We start from the raw sequence: 17,547 nt of genomic DNA, 5'->3' as shown, positions 1-17,547 counted from the left end.
CGGCGAAAATGTCTCATCGTTACATCACTGATCGTCAATTACCAGACAAGGCAATTGATTTGATTGATGAGGCAGCTTCTCGTATTAAAATGGAGATTGACTCTAAACCTGAAGCACTTGATAAGCTCGATCGCCGTTTAATCCAGTTGAAAATGCAATTGGAAGCTGTGAAAAAAGATGAAGATGTCGGCAGTAAAGCTGAAGTCACTCATCTTGAAAAACAGATTGCTGAAGTCGAGAAAGAATACAACGATCTTGAAGAAATCTGGAAGTCTGAAAAAACTTTGGTAGAAGGTACTAAACAGGCTCAGGTGGAACTTGATAAAGCGCGTATTGCTTTTGAGAAAGCTCAGCGTGAAGGTGATTTGGCTGAGGCAGCACGTTTACAGTATGGCGTAATTCCAGAGTTGCAAAAACAACTGGAGCAAGATGAAGTTGCAGAGGAGAACGAAGAGCCAAAACTCATTCGTACTAAAGTAACTGAAAATGAAATTGCTGAAGTTGTTAGTGCTGCAACAGGTATTCCGGTTGCTAAAATGATGCAAGGCGAGCGTGAAAAACTCCTTAATATGGAAGAGTTTTTACATGACCGTGTTGTAGGTCAAGATGAAGCAGTTGTTGCGGTATCGAATGCTGTTCGCCGTTCACGTGCCGGTTTGTCTGACCCGAATCGTCCTAGTGGATCATTCTTGTTCTTGGGTCCAACAGGTGTTGGTAAAACTGAGTTGACTAAAGCTTTAGCTAACTTCTTGTTTGACAGTGATGATGCCATGATTCGTATCGACATGAGTGAATTCATGGAGAAACATTCTGTTAGCCGTTTGGTTGGCGCACCTCCAGGATATGTCGGTTATGAAGAAGGTGGTGTTTTAACTGAAGCTGTTCGCCGTAAGCCATATAGCGTGGTGTTGTTTGATGAGGTTGAAAAAGCACATCCAGATGTATTCAATATCTTGCTCCAAGTATTGGACGATGGCCGCTTAACCGATTCACAAGGTCGAGTAGTAGACTTTAAAAATACGGTAATTGTGATGACTTCGAACTTAGGTTCACAAGATGTACGTGAGCTAGGTGAGGGTGCAACAGACGATGAAGTGCGTACCATTGTAATGAATGCGGTAAGTCAGCATTTCCGTCCGGAATTTATTAACCGGATTGATGAGCTTGTGATTTTCCATTCACTCAAAAAAGCACAAATTCGTGGTATTGCCGATATTCAGTTGGATCGATTACGTTCGCGTCTTGTTGATCGTGACATGAGTCTAACTGTAGATGATACCGCTTTTGATTTATTGATTGATGCTGGTTTCGATCCTGTCTATGGCGCGCGTCCATTAAAACGTGCGATTCAACAACAGATTGAAAACACATTAGCACAAAAAATCTTGTCGGGTGATTTTGTCGCAGGTGATACTATTCTAGTTAAAGGCGAAAATGGGCATTTAGTCTTCGATAAAATGAAACTCAGTTAAGCTTTTTCTGCTAAAACCGAAAAGAGAATATGGAAACATATTCTCTTTTTTTATGTTGAATCAGTTTTTATGGTTGATGTGAGTAAAGCAATTATGGCATCTGAAACTTTCTGAGTTAATGTCTTTAACTTTTGTTCTGAGTGACCAGATAAAAAATAACGATAATGATAAATATGCTGTTGGTAAGAAATGCAAATAAAAAAGGTGCCCACAGGTTTTTCTGGGGTTTCACTTCCGCCAGATTTTAATAGCCCAGTACAACTGACAATAATATCAGCTTGTTGAAATAAGCTTTGACCCAGCCTACACATTTCCTCTGTGACTTGCGGTGACTCTGCTGTGTAAGTCTTTATTAACTTTGGATCGATATTTAAAATACTAATTTTAATGCTTGGGTCGTAGCTAACTAAGCCACCTAGTAAAATATCTGCACCACTATTTTTGTGAATAGAAAACTGACTTGTTAAATAACCCGAACTCGCACTCTCAATAAAAGCAACTTTGAGCTGGCGATCTTCTAATAGTTGGCAGCACTGCTGAAGCATTATTTCACCTCGAATGGTGTTTATTTATAAATAAAATCAATTTACAGATAAATTATAAAATTACAGTAAGTGATTTAGCAGTGTCGTACAAGTCTGAGATAAAAATCTATAAAACAACTTGAATATTCACTAAATGCTTGTGTAATAGTTCAGGTTTTAAAATGATCAATGTTAATTGTCGGGAAGTCTATTTATAACATTGCGACATGTTTAAAAAATTGTTAATTTTGTTCGATATAACGAACAATAACAATTTAGGATAAATGCAATGAACAATAAACAAGGACCTGCGCTGTGTATTTTAGGTTTTATTTCGCTAATACCCATCAATGTATGGGCTGCACAGCCTCTAAGTGAAGGGGCCTTAGCAACACAAACAGGGGCAGTAAATGCAGCTTTACCTGTGATTATTGCGAAAGCTCAAGACGATGCTAAGAAACCAATGATAGAACAACAACAAGCACGTCAGGTGTTAGGGGATAATTATTTACAACAAGTTCGATGGGATGCACTTAGAACAAGTGTACTTTCACCTTATCAAGAACAAAAACAAAACCATGTTATCGATAGTAAGGAAAAGAAGAAACTAGAAATGATGGCATTACCGGAAAGAGCAGACCGATTTACCAAATATGATTTTGAATCAAGAAATGTTCATGGCGAGGTTATTATTACCGTGAAGTAATAATAACCTCTAATCTTATTAATATTGATCTAGACCAGGATGCTGAATTTTCCATGCACGGTGGATTTTCTGATTACGTTTAAAATCAGGGCCAATGGTTTCAGAAGTGATTTCTTCAACCTGAAAAATAGCTTCGATCTCTTCATCCATTTCAAAACCACGATAGTTGTTTGAGAAATAGAGCGTTCCTTCACTATTTAAACGGTTCATTGCACGTTTAATGAGTGAAACATGGTCACGTTGGACGTCGAAAGTACCATAGAACTTTTTAGAGTTTGAGAATGTCGGTGGATCGATAAAAATAAGGTCATATTGTTCGTGACCTTCTTTTAACCACTCAAAACAGTCACTCGCAAAGAACATGTGCTGTTCATCTGCGTGATCTACAGTCAGGCCATTTAAAACGAAGTTTTCTTTTGACCAGCTTAAGTAAGTATTAGATAAGTCTACACTTGTCGTACTTGCAGCACCGCCTAAAGCAGCATGTAAGCTTGCTGTAGAAGTATAACTATATAAATTCAAGAAGTGCTTACCACGAGCTTCTTGTGCGATACGTAAACGCATTTGACGGTGGTCAAGGAATAAACCTGTATCTAGATAATCTGTCAGGTTAACTAATATTTTAGCTTTACCTTCCTGAACGATAAAACGTTTTGAAGCTGTGCTTTGTTTCGTATATTGATTAGTACCTGTTTGGCGCGCACGTGTCTTAATAAAGATGGCATCGCGGTTTAAACCGGTAACAGCACGAATTGCAGCGAGTGCTAAATTAAAACGTTTTTTTGCTTTTTCAGGATCGATTGTTTTTGGTGGTGCATATTCCTGAACATGTAAGCGATCGCCGTATAAGTCAACAGCGACGTTAAAGTCAGGTAAATCTGCATCATACAAACGTAAGCAATAAACATTTTCTTTCGTTGCCCATTTTTTCAAGGCAGTCATATTTTTTTGCAAACGGTTAGCAAAATCTTGAGCTTCTTCCATTTCAATAGGTTGAGCTTGCCAAGTTGCTAAGAATGGCTGAGTTACTTTTTCAGGCTTAATTGAACCAAAGCGAATGTAAATCGGCAACTTACCATTCATTAAACGTAAGGTTTCAGGTGCTTCAAACGCTAAAACATCGGCTTGTTCAATTTGCGCTGCAATAATTGCGGCATATTGATTCGGGAAATGTTTTTGTAAAAGCGCAGATAAACCTAAGTAAAGAGAGCGGTTAGATGCTTTATCACCTAAACGTTCACCATATGGAGGGTTAGTCACAATAAATGCAGTTTTGCCTTCAGCTGAAAAATCAGGCCAGTCAGCTAAAGTCCGTTCTTCAATTTGAATTTGGCCTAACTGTTTTTCAAAGCCTGCCGCAATAATATTTTCACGAGTGGCTTTTACAGCTTCCCAGTCTGCATCGTAGGCATAAAACTTAGGTAAAGGTAATTCAAGCGCCTTTTCGTGACGTTCTGCTGCTTCAGCTTTAAGCGAAAGCCAAAGTTCACGGTCATGACCATGCCAACCATTAAAACCAAAACGGCGAACAAGGCCTGGTGCACGGTCAGTCAAAATCATTAATGCTTCAATAATAAATGTACCTGAACCGCACATCGGGTCGAGCACAATCTCTGGCTTACGTTGTTGAAGCTGAGCTTTTTGTAAAATTGCCGCAGCAAGGTTTTCTTTAATTGGCGCATCCGTCATATAACGACGGTAACCACGTTTATGTAATGAATCACCTGATAAATCTAGGCAATATGTATGCTCAGTTTTACCTGCTAAAACATATAACGTAATTTCTGGTTGTTTAGTATCAATGCTCGGACGACGACCTACAGCTTCCATAAAGGAATCTACAACACCATCTTTTGCTCTAAGCGTTGCAAATTGAGTGTTAACCTTAATTTCACGTTCTGCATGTAAGCGAATAGCGAAGGTACTTTGTGGTGCAAAAATAAGTGACCAGTCAAAACTAATCGCACCTTCATAAAGCTCTTCTGCTACATCACGCGCATCATGTGTATGTTCGAGTTCATAAGTATGAATAGGCAATAAAACACGAGAAGCAAGACGCGACCACATACAGATGCGATAAGCATGTTCAAGCGTTCCTTCAATGATTAAACGTCCTGCTTTACGTTCTGTCACTTTGGTGCCAAGCTGTTCTATTTCTTCTTGTAAGAGGGCTTCTAAACCATCAGCACAAGTAATCCAATAGTGGTTTAAACGTAAAGAGGTATTCATAAACTCGATTGACCAAAACATATAAATATTAACGATGCAAAGTTTAACTTATTTTGATGTGTAAAGGTTTTTAAATTATTGCAACCTATCATAATCCAACCAATAAACTGATTTTTAAAGATTAAAACAATTAAAGTGGTATGTATTTTGCTAACTCAGTCCTATCAATGGTTATTTAATTAACAAACATAGCCAGTTTTTAACCATTTTATTATTTTAAATTGATGGGGTAATTATAAATGAAAGACATGATGGGGAATGGTTTTATTGCTAATGCGGATGCTTTCTCAGTAGCGACACAAATATATGTACGCATGCGTAGGGTGACGGGGCGGGTAATAGATGCAATGTACGTTGTCCAAAATAAAGATTATGCAAAATATGTCATTGCGCTGGCACTAGAATCAGAGGATGACGAATTAAAACGAAGTGTTGAGCGATTGAAATCGTTGGTTGATACAATACCAGAGGAGCCTTCTCAAAAAGAAAAAATCGCTGTTGTTAAAGTCGATGAAGAGTCGGAAATTACCGCTGAGGATATTTATCGGGCACAAGTTCCGCACCATTACATTGGTGCATTAAGGTAATTGCCAATAAGGTTCTAAATTTTCTGGTCAATTTAGGGCCTTATTCTGTAAAGTTCTTCTGCGAAAAGAGCGGAATTCAGCTACACTATGCACGTTTTCGCGATTCGACCCATAGGAATCCATTATGCATATTGCAGCGTTGCATCAACCGAGCCAGGTTCAGCTCAATCAAGACGGAAATTTAAAACATTTTTTAACGATTGAGGGACTTTCAAAAGAAAACCTCACCAAGATTTTAGATACCGCACAAAGCTTTTTAGACGATAATAATAATTTAATTAACCGTCCGCTCTTAGAGGGATTGACGGTTATGAATCTCTTCTTTGAAAACTCCACACGTACCCGTACTACTTTTGAAGCAGCAGCAAAACGTTTGTCTGCCAATGTACTGAACATTGATATTGCTCGTTCAAGTACTTCAAAAGGTGAAACTCTGCGCGATACGCTCTGGAACCTTGAAGCAATGGCAGCGGATATCTTTGTTGTTCGCCATTCATCTTCGGGTGCTGCACATTTCATTGCTAAAGATGTATGTCCAAAGGTCGCGATTATTAATGCAGGGGATGGACGTCATGCTCATCCGACGCAAGCGATGCTTGATATGCTGACTATTCGCCGTGAAACTAAAAAACCATTTGAAGATTTAAGCGTTGCTATTATCGGGGACATTAAACACTCTCGCGTTGCACGTTCGGATGTGGCTGCATTACAAACTCTAGGTTGTAAAGATATTCGTGTGATTGCACCGAATACATTATTGCCAGTGGGCTTTTCGGAATATGGCGAGCACGTTCGCTTATTCAACAAGATGGATGAAGGCATTACTGGTTGTGATGTGATTATTGCTTTACGTATTCAAAACGAGCGTATTGACTCTCCAGCATTATCTTCACAGTCTGAATTCTACAGAATGTATGGCTTAAACAAAGAACGTCTTGGTTTAGCTAAACCAGACTGCATTGTGATGCATCCGGGACCAATGAATCGTGGTGTAGAAATTGATTCAAGTGTTGCTGATGGAGATCAGTCGGTTATTTTGAAACAAGTAACCAATGGCATTGCAGTTCGTATGGCCGTATTGGCGTTATCGATGCAAGGCCAACTCCAAGAGCAAGGTTTAATTGAAGCGATTACGTTGTAAGGAATGGATCACATGAGTATTGTAAAAATTGAAAATGTACGTGTGTTAGACCCAATCCAAAAAACAGACAGCGTACAAACTGTATATATTGAAAATGGCAAGTTGGTTGCTGCAGTAGAGCAAGTGGAGCAAACCATTGACGGACAGGGCAAATGGTTAATGCCAACCATGGTTGATTTGTGCGCGCGTTTGCGTGAACCGGGTCAACAACAACATGGGACATTGAAATCAGAAGGTAAGGCAGCACGTGCCAATGGTATTTTGCATGTTATTACACCACCTGATTCAAAGCCGATTGTACAAGACAACGGTGCTCTCATTCATGGCTTGATTGAAAAGGCATGGCATGATGGGGGCATTCATATGCATATCATTGGTGCTCAGACCCAAGGTTTAAATGGTAAGCAACCAGCAAACATGGCGGGCCTGAAAAAAGGTGGTTGTACTGCTGTTTCTAATGCGAATGCTGCTTTTGAAAATGACGATGTAGTTATTCGTACCTTGGAATATGCAGCGGGTCTTGGTCTAACGGTTGTGTTTTATGCTGAAGAGCCACAGATTGCTAAAGACGGATGTGCACACGAAGGCTTTATTGCATCACGTCAAGGTTTACCAATGATTCCTGCAATTGCAGAAACCGTAGCGATTGCGAAATATTTGCTTATGATTGAAGCAACTGGCGTAAAAGCCCACTTTGGTTTGTTATCTTGTGGTGCATCGGTTGAATTAATCCGCGCAGCAAAAGCAAAAGGTTTACCTGTGACTGCCGATGTAGCAATGCATCAGTTGCATTTAACTGAACACTTAACTGATGGTTTCAATTCGCTAGCACATGTTCGTCCACCATTGCGTTCTGAGCAAGATAAAGAACTTTTACGTCAAGGTTTAAAAGAAGGCGTGATTGATGCAATTTGTACGCATCATGAACCTTTAAGCAGCTCTGCAAAAATGGCACCATTTGCTGAAACTCAACCGGGCATTACTGCTTTTGATACTTATGTATCTTTAGGCATTCAACTCATTAATGAAGGCTTATTTGAACCTTTAGAGTGGGTGGAAAAAGTGACTAGCGTACCTGCGCAGGTTGCCAATATGACTATGCGTTGGAAAGATGAAGCAGGATGGGTATTAGTTGATCCTGAATTAAGCTGGACAGTAAGCAAAGACACGATTTTATCGCAAGGGAAAAATACTCCATTGTTGGGTCAAAACCTTAGAGGTAAAGTACTTCAAACTTTTGCTAACTGATAAAACGGTTATTTAAAGTAAATTTAAAATATAAACAGGTAGATCAATAAGATCTGCCTGTTTTGTAAAGACTAGATGCAAATTTGTATATAAATTATTTAAAAAACAATAAAAGATTGAACGCAGATTAGAATAAAAAACTATCAGCAAAGAGAAGTATTTGAATAATCAAAAGTTGCTGGTTACGACGTATAAAATTCGGGAGAATAACCAATGTCGATAAACCCTATAGAACTGCTTAAAGAAAAAGTATCATCAACTATATTAAATAATCAGGACGGATACCTAGGCGAAAAATCGAATGCTTTATCTAAGTTTTATCCAATTTTACTTTCATTGTTAGCTGCTAAACCTGATCTTATTGGACAATTAAAAAATAGTTTGACTCCTTCATTATCAGACCTCTTTTCTCATAATGACCAAATCAAGAATACGGTACTTACTCATTTAAGCGGTACGGCACCAAATAATGAAATCGAAAGTACACTCAATAGTGCAATTAAACCCAGCCTTAATGCAATTTCGGATGTTGCCGGAAATGATCAACAAAGTATTGTGAATTATTTACGTCAGCATGCCGAAACAATTCGTTCACATTTACCGGGATGGGCTGTTGGCCTATTAGCGCCACTAGGGCTTGGTGCAGGCTTGTCTTCTGTTACACCGTCAACAGCACCACCACTTGCCGCTGCGACTGAAAATACAGGCAAATCTCGTGGATTCTTGCCTATTATTGCACTCATTATTCTGGGTCTTATCATTGCTTGGTTATGGCGTTCTTGTCAGCATAAAGAAGCTGTGCCAGCACCTGAACCAACAGCTGCCAGTGGTGTTGAGGCTACTACCGCAGCTGCACCTGCGAGTTTAACCTTAAGCACAGATGATAAAGGTGCTGTTAGCCAGTGTCAGGCAGGTATTGGCGATCAAGGATTCTTAGCAACACTACAAACTCAAGTTAAGCAGGTTTTCTCATCAACTCAAGACTGTAACGTTGATACCAGTCAAACTTATGCGGCTGGATTTACAGATAAAGATGCACTTGCTGGCGTGCTTGGTGCCTTAAAAGGTGTGCCAAATGCATCTTTAGAATGGATAGGTGACAAAATTACTTTGAAAGCAGGTGATGCAGCAGCGTTAGCAGCATTAACCGCAAAAGTAAAAGCTCTTGTTCCTCAGACTGAAGTTGTTTCTACTGCACCAGAAACAGCTGAGCAATCTGTAAGCAATAGCTTAACTGCTTCGCAAACTGCTTTAGGCTCAATTGATCCGAATAATGTCGATGTAAATGCATTAGTAAAAGCACTTAACTTGCAAATCATTAACTTTGCGAGTGGCTCAAGCGATATTCCAGCAGACAACAAAGCTATTCTTGATCAAGCTGCAACACTTTTAAATAAAGTCAGTGGTGTGAAATTAAATGTGGGTGGTCATACCGACTCAACAGGCAACGCTGCGGCAAATAAAGCTTTATCACAACGCCGTGCTCAAGCAGTAGTCGACTATTTAACATCTAAAGGTGTAGACGGGTCTAAATTAGTTGCACAAGGTCATGGCTCTGATCAGCCTGTTGCAGAGAATACAACAGAAGAAGGACGTTTTAAAAACCGTCGTATTGAGTTTTCAGTAGCTCAATAATATTCTGATTTATGAAAAATTAGATATTTTAATTTGAAAAAAGCTTCTCATTTTGAGAAGCTTTTTTGTTGAAACAAATAGTGTTGGATTAATATGAGAATCAGTTTGGTTGGAAGTGGGCGAGTTGCCTTTCATTTAGCAAAGGTACTGTTGGCTCAAGGTCATCACATCGTACAAGTGTATGCGCGTGATTTTGAGAAAACCCAAAAGTTTGCAGAGCAGTTTCAGGCAAAAGCATGTCAGTCACTTCAACAATTCCAATCAACTGATCTTATCATTTTAGCGGTTTCAGACAGTGCAATTGCAGATATTGTAAAACAAGTTCATGAATTCTTTCCTGATACACTTATTGTCCATACTTCGGGTAGTACTGATATTGAAGTCATCAGTCAGGTACATGAAAAAGCAGGGGTATTTTATCCATTACAGACATTTAGCTTTGAAAGAGACGTCAATTGGCAAGCCACACCATTATTTGTTGAAGCGGTAACAGATGCCGATCAAAAACTACTTTTAAATTTAGCAAATAGCCTAAGCAGTCGAGTATATCAATATACCTCAAAACAACGTTTAACTTTGCATTTAGCGGCTGTATTCGCTTGTAACTTTAGTAACTATTGTTTTGATATGGCAAAGCAGGTAGTAGATAAAGAGCAGGTCGACTTTAGCTTGCTCTATCCTTTAATTATAGAAACAGCAAAAAAAGCGACTGAAAATGATCCTAAGCAAATGCAAACTGGGCCTGCTGTAAGAGGAGATCAGAATATCTTGGCAATGCATCAAGACTTATTGGCTCAAGCAGAGCGGGATGATTTAAAACAGGTCTATCAACTTTTAAGTGATGGCATCGTGAAGCGCCATCACTCGGACTAAAGCTTGCTCAAAATTAAGGTTCGCCGTTATTGCCCCATTTTAAGAAACCCGCACGTTGATTTAAACGTTCAAAATATTGGTCGACATGCTTAAGCGTTGGATGGTCAAAAGGAGTGGCCTTCCAGCGTTGTACAGACAGACCAATTGGAATATCGGCCAAGCTAAATTGTGAACCAGCAACATAGGCCTGAGTTTTTTCAAGTTGTTGATCGAGAATCTGTATATGATGATTCCAGTCATCAATACCTTGTTGTAATAAGTTTGGATCTTGATGATCTGGAGAATGTCTCAAGAGAGACATAATTGTATAAGTCCAGCTGTTATTCAGTTCGATGGCTTGCCAATCAATCCACTGATCAACAAAGAATCTTTCTTTCGCTTGAGTAGGGTAAAGGTGATGTTCTTTATCGTAAGCATTTGCCAAATAACGGATAATACTGTTGGACTGCCAAAGGACTAAATCGCCATCTAAAACAACAGGAATTTGCCCATTTGGGTTTAATTGTAAATATTCAGGTGATTGAGCGGAGCGAAAGCCTCGTCCCCAATCTTCTCTTTCATATTCAAGATTTAGTTCTTCGCACAACCATAAGACTTTGCGTACATTAATGGAGTTATCGCGCCCTAAAATTTTTAACATGTGGTGTCCTTAGTATTTTTAGTGTGGCAAGTACCAGTTTCTATAAATAGCTAGATTCGCTTAGATTGGCAATTATTAATTAGAAAGAAGAAATACTATAGATCAGATATATTTAATTTCTTTTTATATAAAAAAGAAAAGGCCTAGTTTATTACTAAGCCTTTTTTATTATTTACTTAATCTTTTTAAAGATAAAGTCATTAATTTTATGGCCTGACTCAATACCACGGCGTTCAAACTTAGTCACTGGGCGCCATTCTGGACGTGGGTAACTGTTGCCTTTACCTGCCAAGTTTTCAAGGTCTGGACGGTTGTCTAAAATATCAAGCATCCATTCAGCATACGGTTCCCAGTCTGTTGCTGCATGGAATGTACCACCAAGCTCAAGTTTCTGTTCAACCAATTGCATACGCTCATGAATAACAAAACGGCGTTTGAAATGACGTTTCTTTTGCCAAGGGTCTGGGAAGTAAAGTTGTACGCAGTTAATGCTATTGTCTGGCATTTCACGTAAAACCTGAATCGCGTCTGCATCAAGTACACGTAAGTTTTTAAGTTCTGCCATACCTGCTTCATAAAGACACTGAGCAATACCAGGTACGTGGACTTCAATACCCACATAGTTGCGTTCAGGATTGGCTTTTGCCATAAGCACTAATGAACGACCCATACCAAAACCGATTTCAACAGTTAAAGGACGTTCTGGATGTTCGAAGTGTTGACGTAAGTCACCAACAGGATATCCCAAAATTAAATCGCGATGTTGTTCTAATGCCGTGCGTTGAGACGTATTAAGGGGTGCTGAACGACGCATAAACGTCACAATTTCACGGTGTTCAGGCAAATTGTCTAAGTCTGCAATTTGCGTTTCTAACTGATCGATCGACATAACCTTGGCAATATTGAAATTCAAATGCGGTATTTTAAGTCTTCATCTGGTCAAGTCAAATGTTTCGGTGTTTTTCTTCATGTAGATGTCATGTTCAATATTTAATCTAAGAATCTATATAAATTTCAAATGAACATATTTACTCATGAAAACTTTTCAATTACGCACACTTTCAGTGCTATTAGGGGCACTGGGTGCTTTTACATATAGTCCTTGGGCACAAGCACAACTCATGTTTAGTCAATATGTTGACGGCAGTAGTAACCGCAAAGGTTTGGAAATTTATAATCCAGATGGCGCTTCAGTTAACTTAGCCGACTATGAGATTCAACAATTTAATAATGGTGGTACAGCAAAAACAGCGGCTTTCCGTTTACAAGGGTCATTAACCAGTAAGCAGAAGTTTTTAGTAGGTCGTTCTGAGTTACAGGCTGAACTTGGTAGTAAAGTAAATCAGGTCGCTGCATTATCTTTTAACGGTGATGATGCCGTTGTACTTGTTTATAAAGGCACACCTGTAGACCGTTTTGGGCGTATTGGTGAGCGACCAGAAGCAGGATGGGGAACAGCCGTTTCAAGCTTGGGAAATAGTTTTAAGCGTATTGAAACTGAGAACCCAGCTTTAAGTATTGATGCAACTGCAGCATTTGATTTGGACCGTTCATGGTCAGCTTGGACAAATCGAAATGACTTTTCAAATTTATCGGGTTCTACAACACAGCCACCTGTTGAAACGGTGAGTTGTTCAAGCTCGGATACACCAATTGCTGATTTAGCAACCGCAGCACAAAACCAGAGCTATACCGTACGTGGGGTAATTACTGCCGACTATCGCTATGCCAATGGTTTCTCTGGTTTTTATGTTCAAACACCTGACACCAAAGCACGTGCGAATGTCAGTAATGCTATTTTTGTTTATGTTCCAAATAGCAGCGTTGTAAAAGGTGGTCAAGTTGGCGATGAAGTTATTTTGCGTGGTCGTTTAACGACTTATCAAAATCAGCTACAGATCGATCAATTACAACAAGATATTCAAACTTGTAATAGCAATATGGTAAATCAGGTTCAGCCGATTAGCCTCGAACTTCCGTTTACTAGTTTAACAGGTGGTTCAACCCATTCTCCGCAGCGTTATCAAGGTATGTTGGTTAAATTACCTCAGACTTTAACGGTAAGTGAAAACTATAACTATGGTCGCTATGGTGAATTATCTCTAAGCTTAGGGCGTTTATATATTCCGACTAATTTATATCCGGCGTTATCTCCTGAAGCTAAAGCCCTTGCTCAGAAAAATTTATTGTCGAAAATTATTTTTGATGACGGCTATAACAATCAAAACCGTACTCCGTGGTTACCGACAAATTTTAGCGCTGCCAATACGCTACGTTCGGGTTATCAACTTAAAAATGCTGAAGGTATTTTAGAATACCGTTTTAATGGTTGGCGTGTGCAACCAGTGCTTGGACGCAATCAACCTGAAGTAATTACTCAAACAAACCCGCGTCAAAATGTCATTACCAAAAATGCTAATCACATTCGTGTAGCTTCATTTAACGTTTTGAACTATGACAATGGCGCAACGGGTTTCCCAACGGAGCGCGGTGCAACGACACAAGCTGAGTTTGATAAACAGCATCGTAAAATTGTGAGTGCATTAAAAGCGATTGATGCCGATGTTTATGGTTTAATGGAAATTGCGAACAATGGTTATGGGCCTAACAGTGCAATTGCTCATTTAACGAGTGCTTTAGGTAGCGATTGGAAATACGTCGTTCCTGGAAATCTAGACCGTTTAGGTGGTGATGCAATCGCAGTTGCTATTATTTATAACAGCAAGCGTGTTAAACCTTTAAATAAACCTGTCGTGCTTGATTTAGGCGACAAGAACCGAACAACATTGGCGCAAAGTTTCCAAGCCGTTCGTGGTAATAAAACCTTTACCGTTATTCCAAATCACTTGAAATCGAAAAGCTGTAGTGGGGTGGATGCTAGCTCTACTGATGCAGACCAAAAAGATGGTCAAGGTTGTTGGAACCCGACTCGCGTGAAAGCAGTAGATCAAATCGTGCAATGGTTAGCGAAAAATCCGACCCAAGTGCCTAAGCAAAATGCTTTACTTGTAGGGGATATGAACAGTTATGCAAAGGAAGAACCTATTTTGTCATTTGAAAAAGCAAACTACAAAGTTTTGCTGAATGACGCTAAGGTAGGACAGGGTGCAGAGGCATATAGCTATGTATTTGGTGTTGCGAGTGATGCCAATGGAAATGGTGGAGCGGGTAATTTAGACCATGCAATTGCTGATGCAGCTCTATATCCAAAAGTAGTGAGAACCTTTGCATGGCATATCAATGCAGATGAGCCAACCGTTTTAGACTACAACGAAGAATATAAAACGGATGAGCAAAAGGCCTTGTTCTATGCTGAAGATGCTTATCGCTCTTCGGATCATGATCCGGTAATTGTTGATCTGGATTTAAATGGTAAAGATTCAAGCCAGCCTGATGATGATAAGAAAAACGGTATTTTTGATTTCTTAACTGAATTAATGAATTGGATTAGCCAGCTTTTTAAACGTAATTAATAGAAAAATTGCGTGACGTAAATGTGTTTTATCATATTTTAAACAATCGTCACGCAAGACAACTTGCAAGGAATAAATTTTTCAAGAATATTAGATGGTGTAAGTATTTTATAAGTTTACGCTTTTTTACAATTAAAGAATTGTGCAAACCTTGCAGGTTTTCTAGAAGCAATTTAAAACGTTAATATGAGATAACAAGGATCAGATATGAAATTATATTATTCGCCAGGCGCATGTTCTTTAGCTGCACATATTATTTTAAATGAAATTAATGTTGATTTTGACTTAGAACGAGTAAATTTAAAAACACATAAAACAGAAAAAGGTGCAGATTATTACGAGATTAATCCAAAAGGATATGTACCAGCTTTAGAAATTAACCCTGGTTTAATGTTAACTGAGAACGTTGCGATTTTACCTTTCCTTGCTCAGCACGATCCTAAGCAGGATTTAATTCCTCCATCGGGTATGGGCCGTGCGAAAGTATTGGAATGGTTGGGTTATTTGAACTCTGAATTGCATGATGCTTATGCAGTTTTCTTTGGGGCACCTTTAACGAGCGATGAAAAAACCAAAGCTTATGCTGAAATCAACCGTCTTTTAAAATATATCGATAACTATTTGTCTGAATCTGATTACGATTATTTGGTAAATGATAATTTTGGTCCAGCAGATGCTTATCTATTTGTTTTAACAAATTGGTCAAACTCAATTGAGCACGACTTAACACCGTATAAGCACATTATTGCATTACGTAATAAAGTTGCAGAGCGTCAATCTGTACAAATTGCGATGCGTGACGAAGGCTTAATTTCATAAAAGATTTTAAGAGCCAAAAAAAGCCCCTAATCAATAGGGGCTTTTTTATACTAAAGACGATTAGTGTTGAGCGTCTTTTTTCACTTCAGCAGCGGTATTTTCAACAGCTTGAGCTGTATCAGCAGTCGCTTTACGTGCAGTCGCTTCTGTTTCAGCTGCAGCTTTAGCAGTCGCATCAGCAGCGTGATCGGTTGCAGCATCGATCTTCTCAGCAGCATTATCAGTTGCAGTTGCAATATCGTCAGCAGCTTTATCACCAGCAGATTTGATATCAGCACTTGCTTGTTGAGCAGCATTTTCTAAGTGTTCACCTGTAGTCGCGCCAGTTTCTGGAGCTTTATCTTTATTACAACCAACAAGGGCAACAGTCGCAGCAAGACCTAAAGCAACAAGTAATTTATTCATTGTGTTTTTCCTTCTAATTCATGGCATCCAAATATGGATGTCTAAAATATAAACATAAAGTAAATGATTAATAAAGATCGAAAATTGTTAAAAAGTTGTAACTCTAGTATTAAAAAAGCCTAGCATTTTGTAATGCTAGGCTTGAAATAAATAATAATAATTTTGACCGATTTTACTGCCCAGAACGGATGATGTAATCAAACGCAGAGAGTGATGCTTTAGCGCCTTCACCTGTAGCAATAATGATTTGCTTGTAAGGTACAGTGGTACAGTCACCGGCAGCAAATACACCTCGCACATTGGTTTCGTTGCGGTCATTCACAATGATCTCGCCACGGTTGGTTAATTCAACTTCACTGTCTTTCAAGAAGTCAGTGTTTGGCAATAAACCAATCTGTACAAAGATCCCTGCAAGCTCGACCACATGCTCTTCATCAGTCGCACGGTCTTTATATTTAAGACCAGTCACTTGTGAACCATCGCCTAACACTTCTGTACTTAAGGCATTCATAATCACCGTGGTGTTTGGCAAGCTATGCAATTTGTTTTGCAACACTTGGTCAGCACGAAGCTTGGTGTCAAACTCAACCAGAGTTACATGCTCAACAATCCCTGCAAGGTCAATTGCTGCCTCAACACCTGAGTTACCACCACCAATCACAGCAACACGTTTACCTTTGAACAACGGACCATCACAGTGTGGGCAGTAGGCAACACCACGGGTACGGTATTCTTGCTCACCCGGTACATTCATTTCTCTCCAACGTGCACCTGTAGAAAGGATTACAGTTTTCGATTCAAGTTTTGCACCGTTTTCAAGTTCAACTTCAACCAGACCATTTGCAGTCTGGTTTGCCCCTGTGATTTTGCTGACACGTTGCAGGTTCATGATATCGACATCATATTCACGAACATGGGCTTCCATCTCGGCAGCAAACTTAGGACCTTGCGTCTTTTGCACAGAAGTGAAGTTTTCAATGTCCATGGTGTCCATCACTTGACCACCGAAGCGTTCAGCCACGATACCAGTGTTAATGCCTTTACGTGCAGCATAGATCGCAGCCGTTGCACCCGCAGGACCGCCACCAATCACCAATACATCAAAAGCATCTTTAGCATTGAGTGCTGCCGCATCTTTTTCAGCTGAGTTGGTATCAAGTTTTGCCACAATCTCTTCAAGGGTCATACGACCTTGACCAATGTGCTCGTTGTCTTGGAATACCATCGGTACAGCCATGATTTTGCGTTGCTCAACTTCGTCTTGGAAGAATGAACCGTCAATCATGGTTGCTGTGGTGTTCGGGTTATAAATGGCAATCAGGTTAAGCGCCTGTACCACGTCCGGACAGTTATGACAGCTAAGCGATACGAATACATCAAAGTTGGTTTTGAGATTTAAACCTTTAATCTGGTTAAGTACTTCATCCGACACTTTAGGTGCATAGCCAGAGACCTGTAAAAGCGCCAAGATCAAAGACGTAAACTCATGACCCATTGGTAAGCCTGCGAAGAATACACGAGGCTGTTCACCTACTTTAGCGACACCAAAGCTTGGACGACGTGTATTGTTTCCGTCAAAACGGGCAGTGACTTGGTCAGATAGTTCAGCAATTTCTGTCACTAACTCTTTAATTTGAGCCGCTTTATCTGATTCATCTAAAGCAGCAACTAATTCGATTGGACTTTCTAGACGTTCTAAGTAAGCTTTTAATTGAGTTTTAATGTTTTGATCTAACATCTGTTTTTACTCCAATGCATCCAAATTCTTTCAATAGATGCATAGTACGTGAAAACA

General features: G+C 39.4%; 15 protein-coding genes. 9 read left to right on the top strand and 6 right to left on the bottom strand.

Annotated features, from left to right (window positions below; translation table 11 throughout):
• The coding region (locus J536_RS22795) for an AAA family ATPase (RefSeq protein WP_032064056.1) at positions 1 to 1,472 on the top strand (1,472 nt) is incomplete at its 5' end.
• 50 nt (positions 1,473 to 1,522) lie between these two features.
• On the opposite strand, the gene J536_RS22790 is transcribed toward J536_RS22795, so the two are convergent.
• Positions 1,523 to 2,017, bottom strand: coding sequence for a CinA family protein (locus J536_RS22790; RefSeq protein WP_032056743.1), 495 nt, complete (start codon positions 2,015 to 2,017; stop codon positions 1,523 to 1,525).
• A 268-nt stretch (positions 2,018 to 2,285) separates the two neighbouring features.
• Between J536_RS22790 and J536_RS22785 the strand changes: the two genes are divergently transcribed.
• Positions 2,286 to 2,702: a hypothetical protein gene (locus tag J536_RS22785; RefSeq protein ID WP_032056742.1), complete on the top strand. Its 417-nt coding sequence runs from the start codon at positions 2,286 to 2,288 to the stop codon at positions 2,700 to 2,702.
• Positions 2,703 to 2,720: 18 nt separating this feature from the next.
• Here J536_RS22785 and rlmKL read toward each other — a convergent pair whose 3' ends face one another.
• Positions 2,721 to 4,931 (bottom strand): bifunctional 23S rRNA (guanine(2069)-N(7))-methyltransferase RlmK/23S rRNA (guanine(2445)-N(2))-methyltransferase RlmL, encoded by a 2,211-nt coding sequence (gene rlmKL / locus J536_RS22780; protein ID WP_005076976.1) that lies wholly within the window; start codon positions 4,929 to 4,931, stop codon positions 2,721 to 2,723.
• Positions 4,932 to 5,170: 239 nt separating this feature from the next.
• Between rlmKL and J536_RS22775 the strand changes: the two genes are divergently transcribed.
• From J536_RS22775 to J536_RS22755, 5 genes are all read left to right on the top strand, one after another.
• Positions 5,171 to 5,518: a hypothetical protein gene (locus J536_RS22775; protein ID WP_032056740.1), complete on the top strand. Its 348-nt coding sequence runs from the start codon at positions 5,171 to 5,173 to the stop codon at positions 5,516 to 5,518.
• 124 nt (positions 5,519 to 5,642) lie between these two features.
• Complete coding sequence (locus tag J536_RS22770; protein ID WP_014206196.1) at positions 5,643 to 6,659, top strand: aspartate carbamoyltransferase catalytic subunit; 1,017 nt, start codon at positions 5,643 to 5,645, stop codon at positions 6,657 to 6,659.
• A 12-nt stretch (positions 6,660 to 6,671) separates the two neighbouring features.
• On the top strand, positions 6,672 to 7,907 hold the full coding sequence (locus J536_RS22765; RefSeq protein WP_032064055.1) for a dihydroorotase: 1,236 nt from the start codon (positions 6,672 to 6,674) through the stop codon (positions 7,905 to 7,907).
• A gap of 213 nt (positions 7,908 to 8,120) precedes the next feature.
• Complete coding sequence (locus tag J536_RS22760) at positions 8,121 to 9,542, top strand: OmpA family protein (RefSeq protein WP_032064054.1); 1,422 nt, start codon at positions 8,121 to 8,123, stop codon at positions 9,540 to 9,542.
• Between the two features lie 93 nt (positions 9,543 to 9,635).
• Complete coding sequence (locus J536_RS22755) at positions 9,636 to 10,415, top strand: Rossmann-like and DUF2520 domain-containing protein (RefSeq protein ID WP_032056737.1); 780 nt, start codon at positions 9,636 to 9,638, stop codon at positions 10,413 to 10,415.
• Between the two features lie 13 nt (positions 10,416 to 10,428).
• Here J536_RS22755 and J536_RS22750 read toward each other — a convergent pair whose 3' ends face one another.
• Together J536_RS22750 and trmB are read right to left on the bottom strand one after the other, a co-directional pair.
• On the bottom strand, positions 10,429 to 11,055 hold the full coding sequence (locus J536_RS22750) for a glutathione S-transferase family protein (protein ID WP_032064053.1): 627 nt from the start codon (positions 11,053 to 11,055) through the stop codon (positions 10,429 to 10,431).
• A gap of 172 nt (positions 11,056 to 11,227) precedes the next feature.
• Positions 11,228 to 11,944, bottom strand: coding sequence for a tRNA (guanosine(46)-N7)-methyltransferase TrmB (trmB, locus tag J536_RS22745; protein WP_032056735.1), 717 nt, complete (start codon positions 11,942 to 11,944; stop codon positions 11,228 to 11,230).
• Between the two features lie 145 nt (positions 11,945 to 12,089).
• Here trmB and J536_RS22740 point away from each other — a divergent pair, with 145 nt between their 5' ends.
• Both J536_RS22740 and J536_RS22735 read left to right on the top strand, forming a co-directional pair.
• Positions 12,090 to 14,528 (top strand): ExeM/NucH family extracellular endonuclease, encoded by a 2,439-nt coding sequence (locus J536_RS22740; protein WP_032056734.1) that lies wholly within the window; start codon positions 12,090 to 12,092, stop codon positions 14,526 to 14,528.
• A 207-nt stretch (positions 14,529 to 14,735) separates the two neighbouring features.
• The gene (locus tag J536_RS22735; RefSeq protein WP_032056733.1) at positions 14,736 to 15,347 is read left to right on the top strand and encodes a glutathione binding-like protein; all 612 of its coding nucleotides are present in this window, start codon (positions 14,736 to 14,738) and stop codon (positions 15,345 to 15,347) included.
• Positions 15,348 to 15,407: 60 nt separating this feature from the next.
• Here the strand turns inward: J536_RS22735 and J536_RS22730 are convergent, their stop codons facing one another.
• Together J536_RS22730 and ahpF are read right to left on the bottom strand one after the other, a co-directional pair.
• Positions 15,408 to 15,752, bottom strand: a complete 345-nt coding sequence (locus J536_RS22730; protein ID WP_002121546.1) for a hypothetical protein — start codon at positions 15,750 to 15,752, stop codon at positions 15,408 to 15,410.
• A gap of 172 nt (positions 15,753 to 15,924) precedes the next feature.
• The gene (gene ahpF / locus J536_RS22725; RefSeq protein WP_032064052.1) at positions 15,925 to 17,490 is read right to left on the bottom strand and encodes an alkyl hydroperoxide reductase subunit F; all 1,566 of its coding nucleotides are present in this window, start codon (positions 17,488 to 17,490) and stop codon (positions 15,925 to 15,927) included.
• Between the last annotated feature and the right edge of the window lie 57 nt (positions 17,491 to 17,547).

Origin of the sequence: Acinetobacter sp. 809848 (assembly GCF_000581275.1) — a bacterium.
Classification (GTDB): Bacteria; Pseudomonadota; Gammaproteobacteria; order Pseudomonadales; family Moraxellaceae; genus Acinetobacter; species Acinetobacter pittii.
The sequence above is the reverse complement of the archived record's forward strand: the minus strand, read 5'-3'. Positions and strand labels throughout refer to the sequence as shown.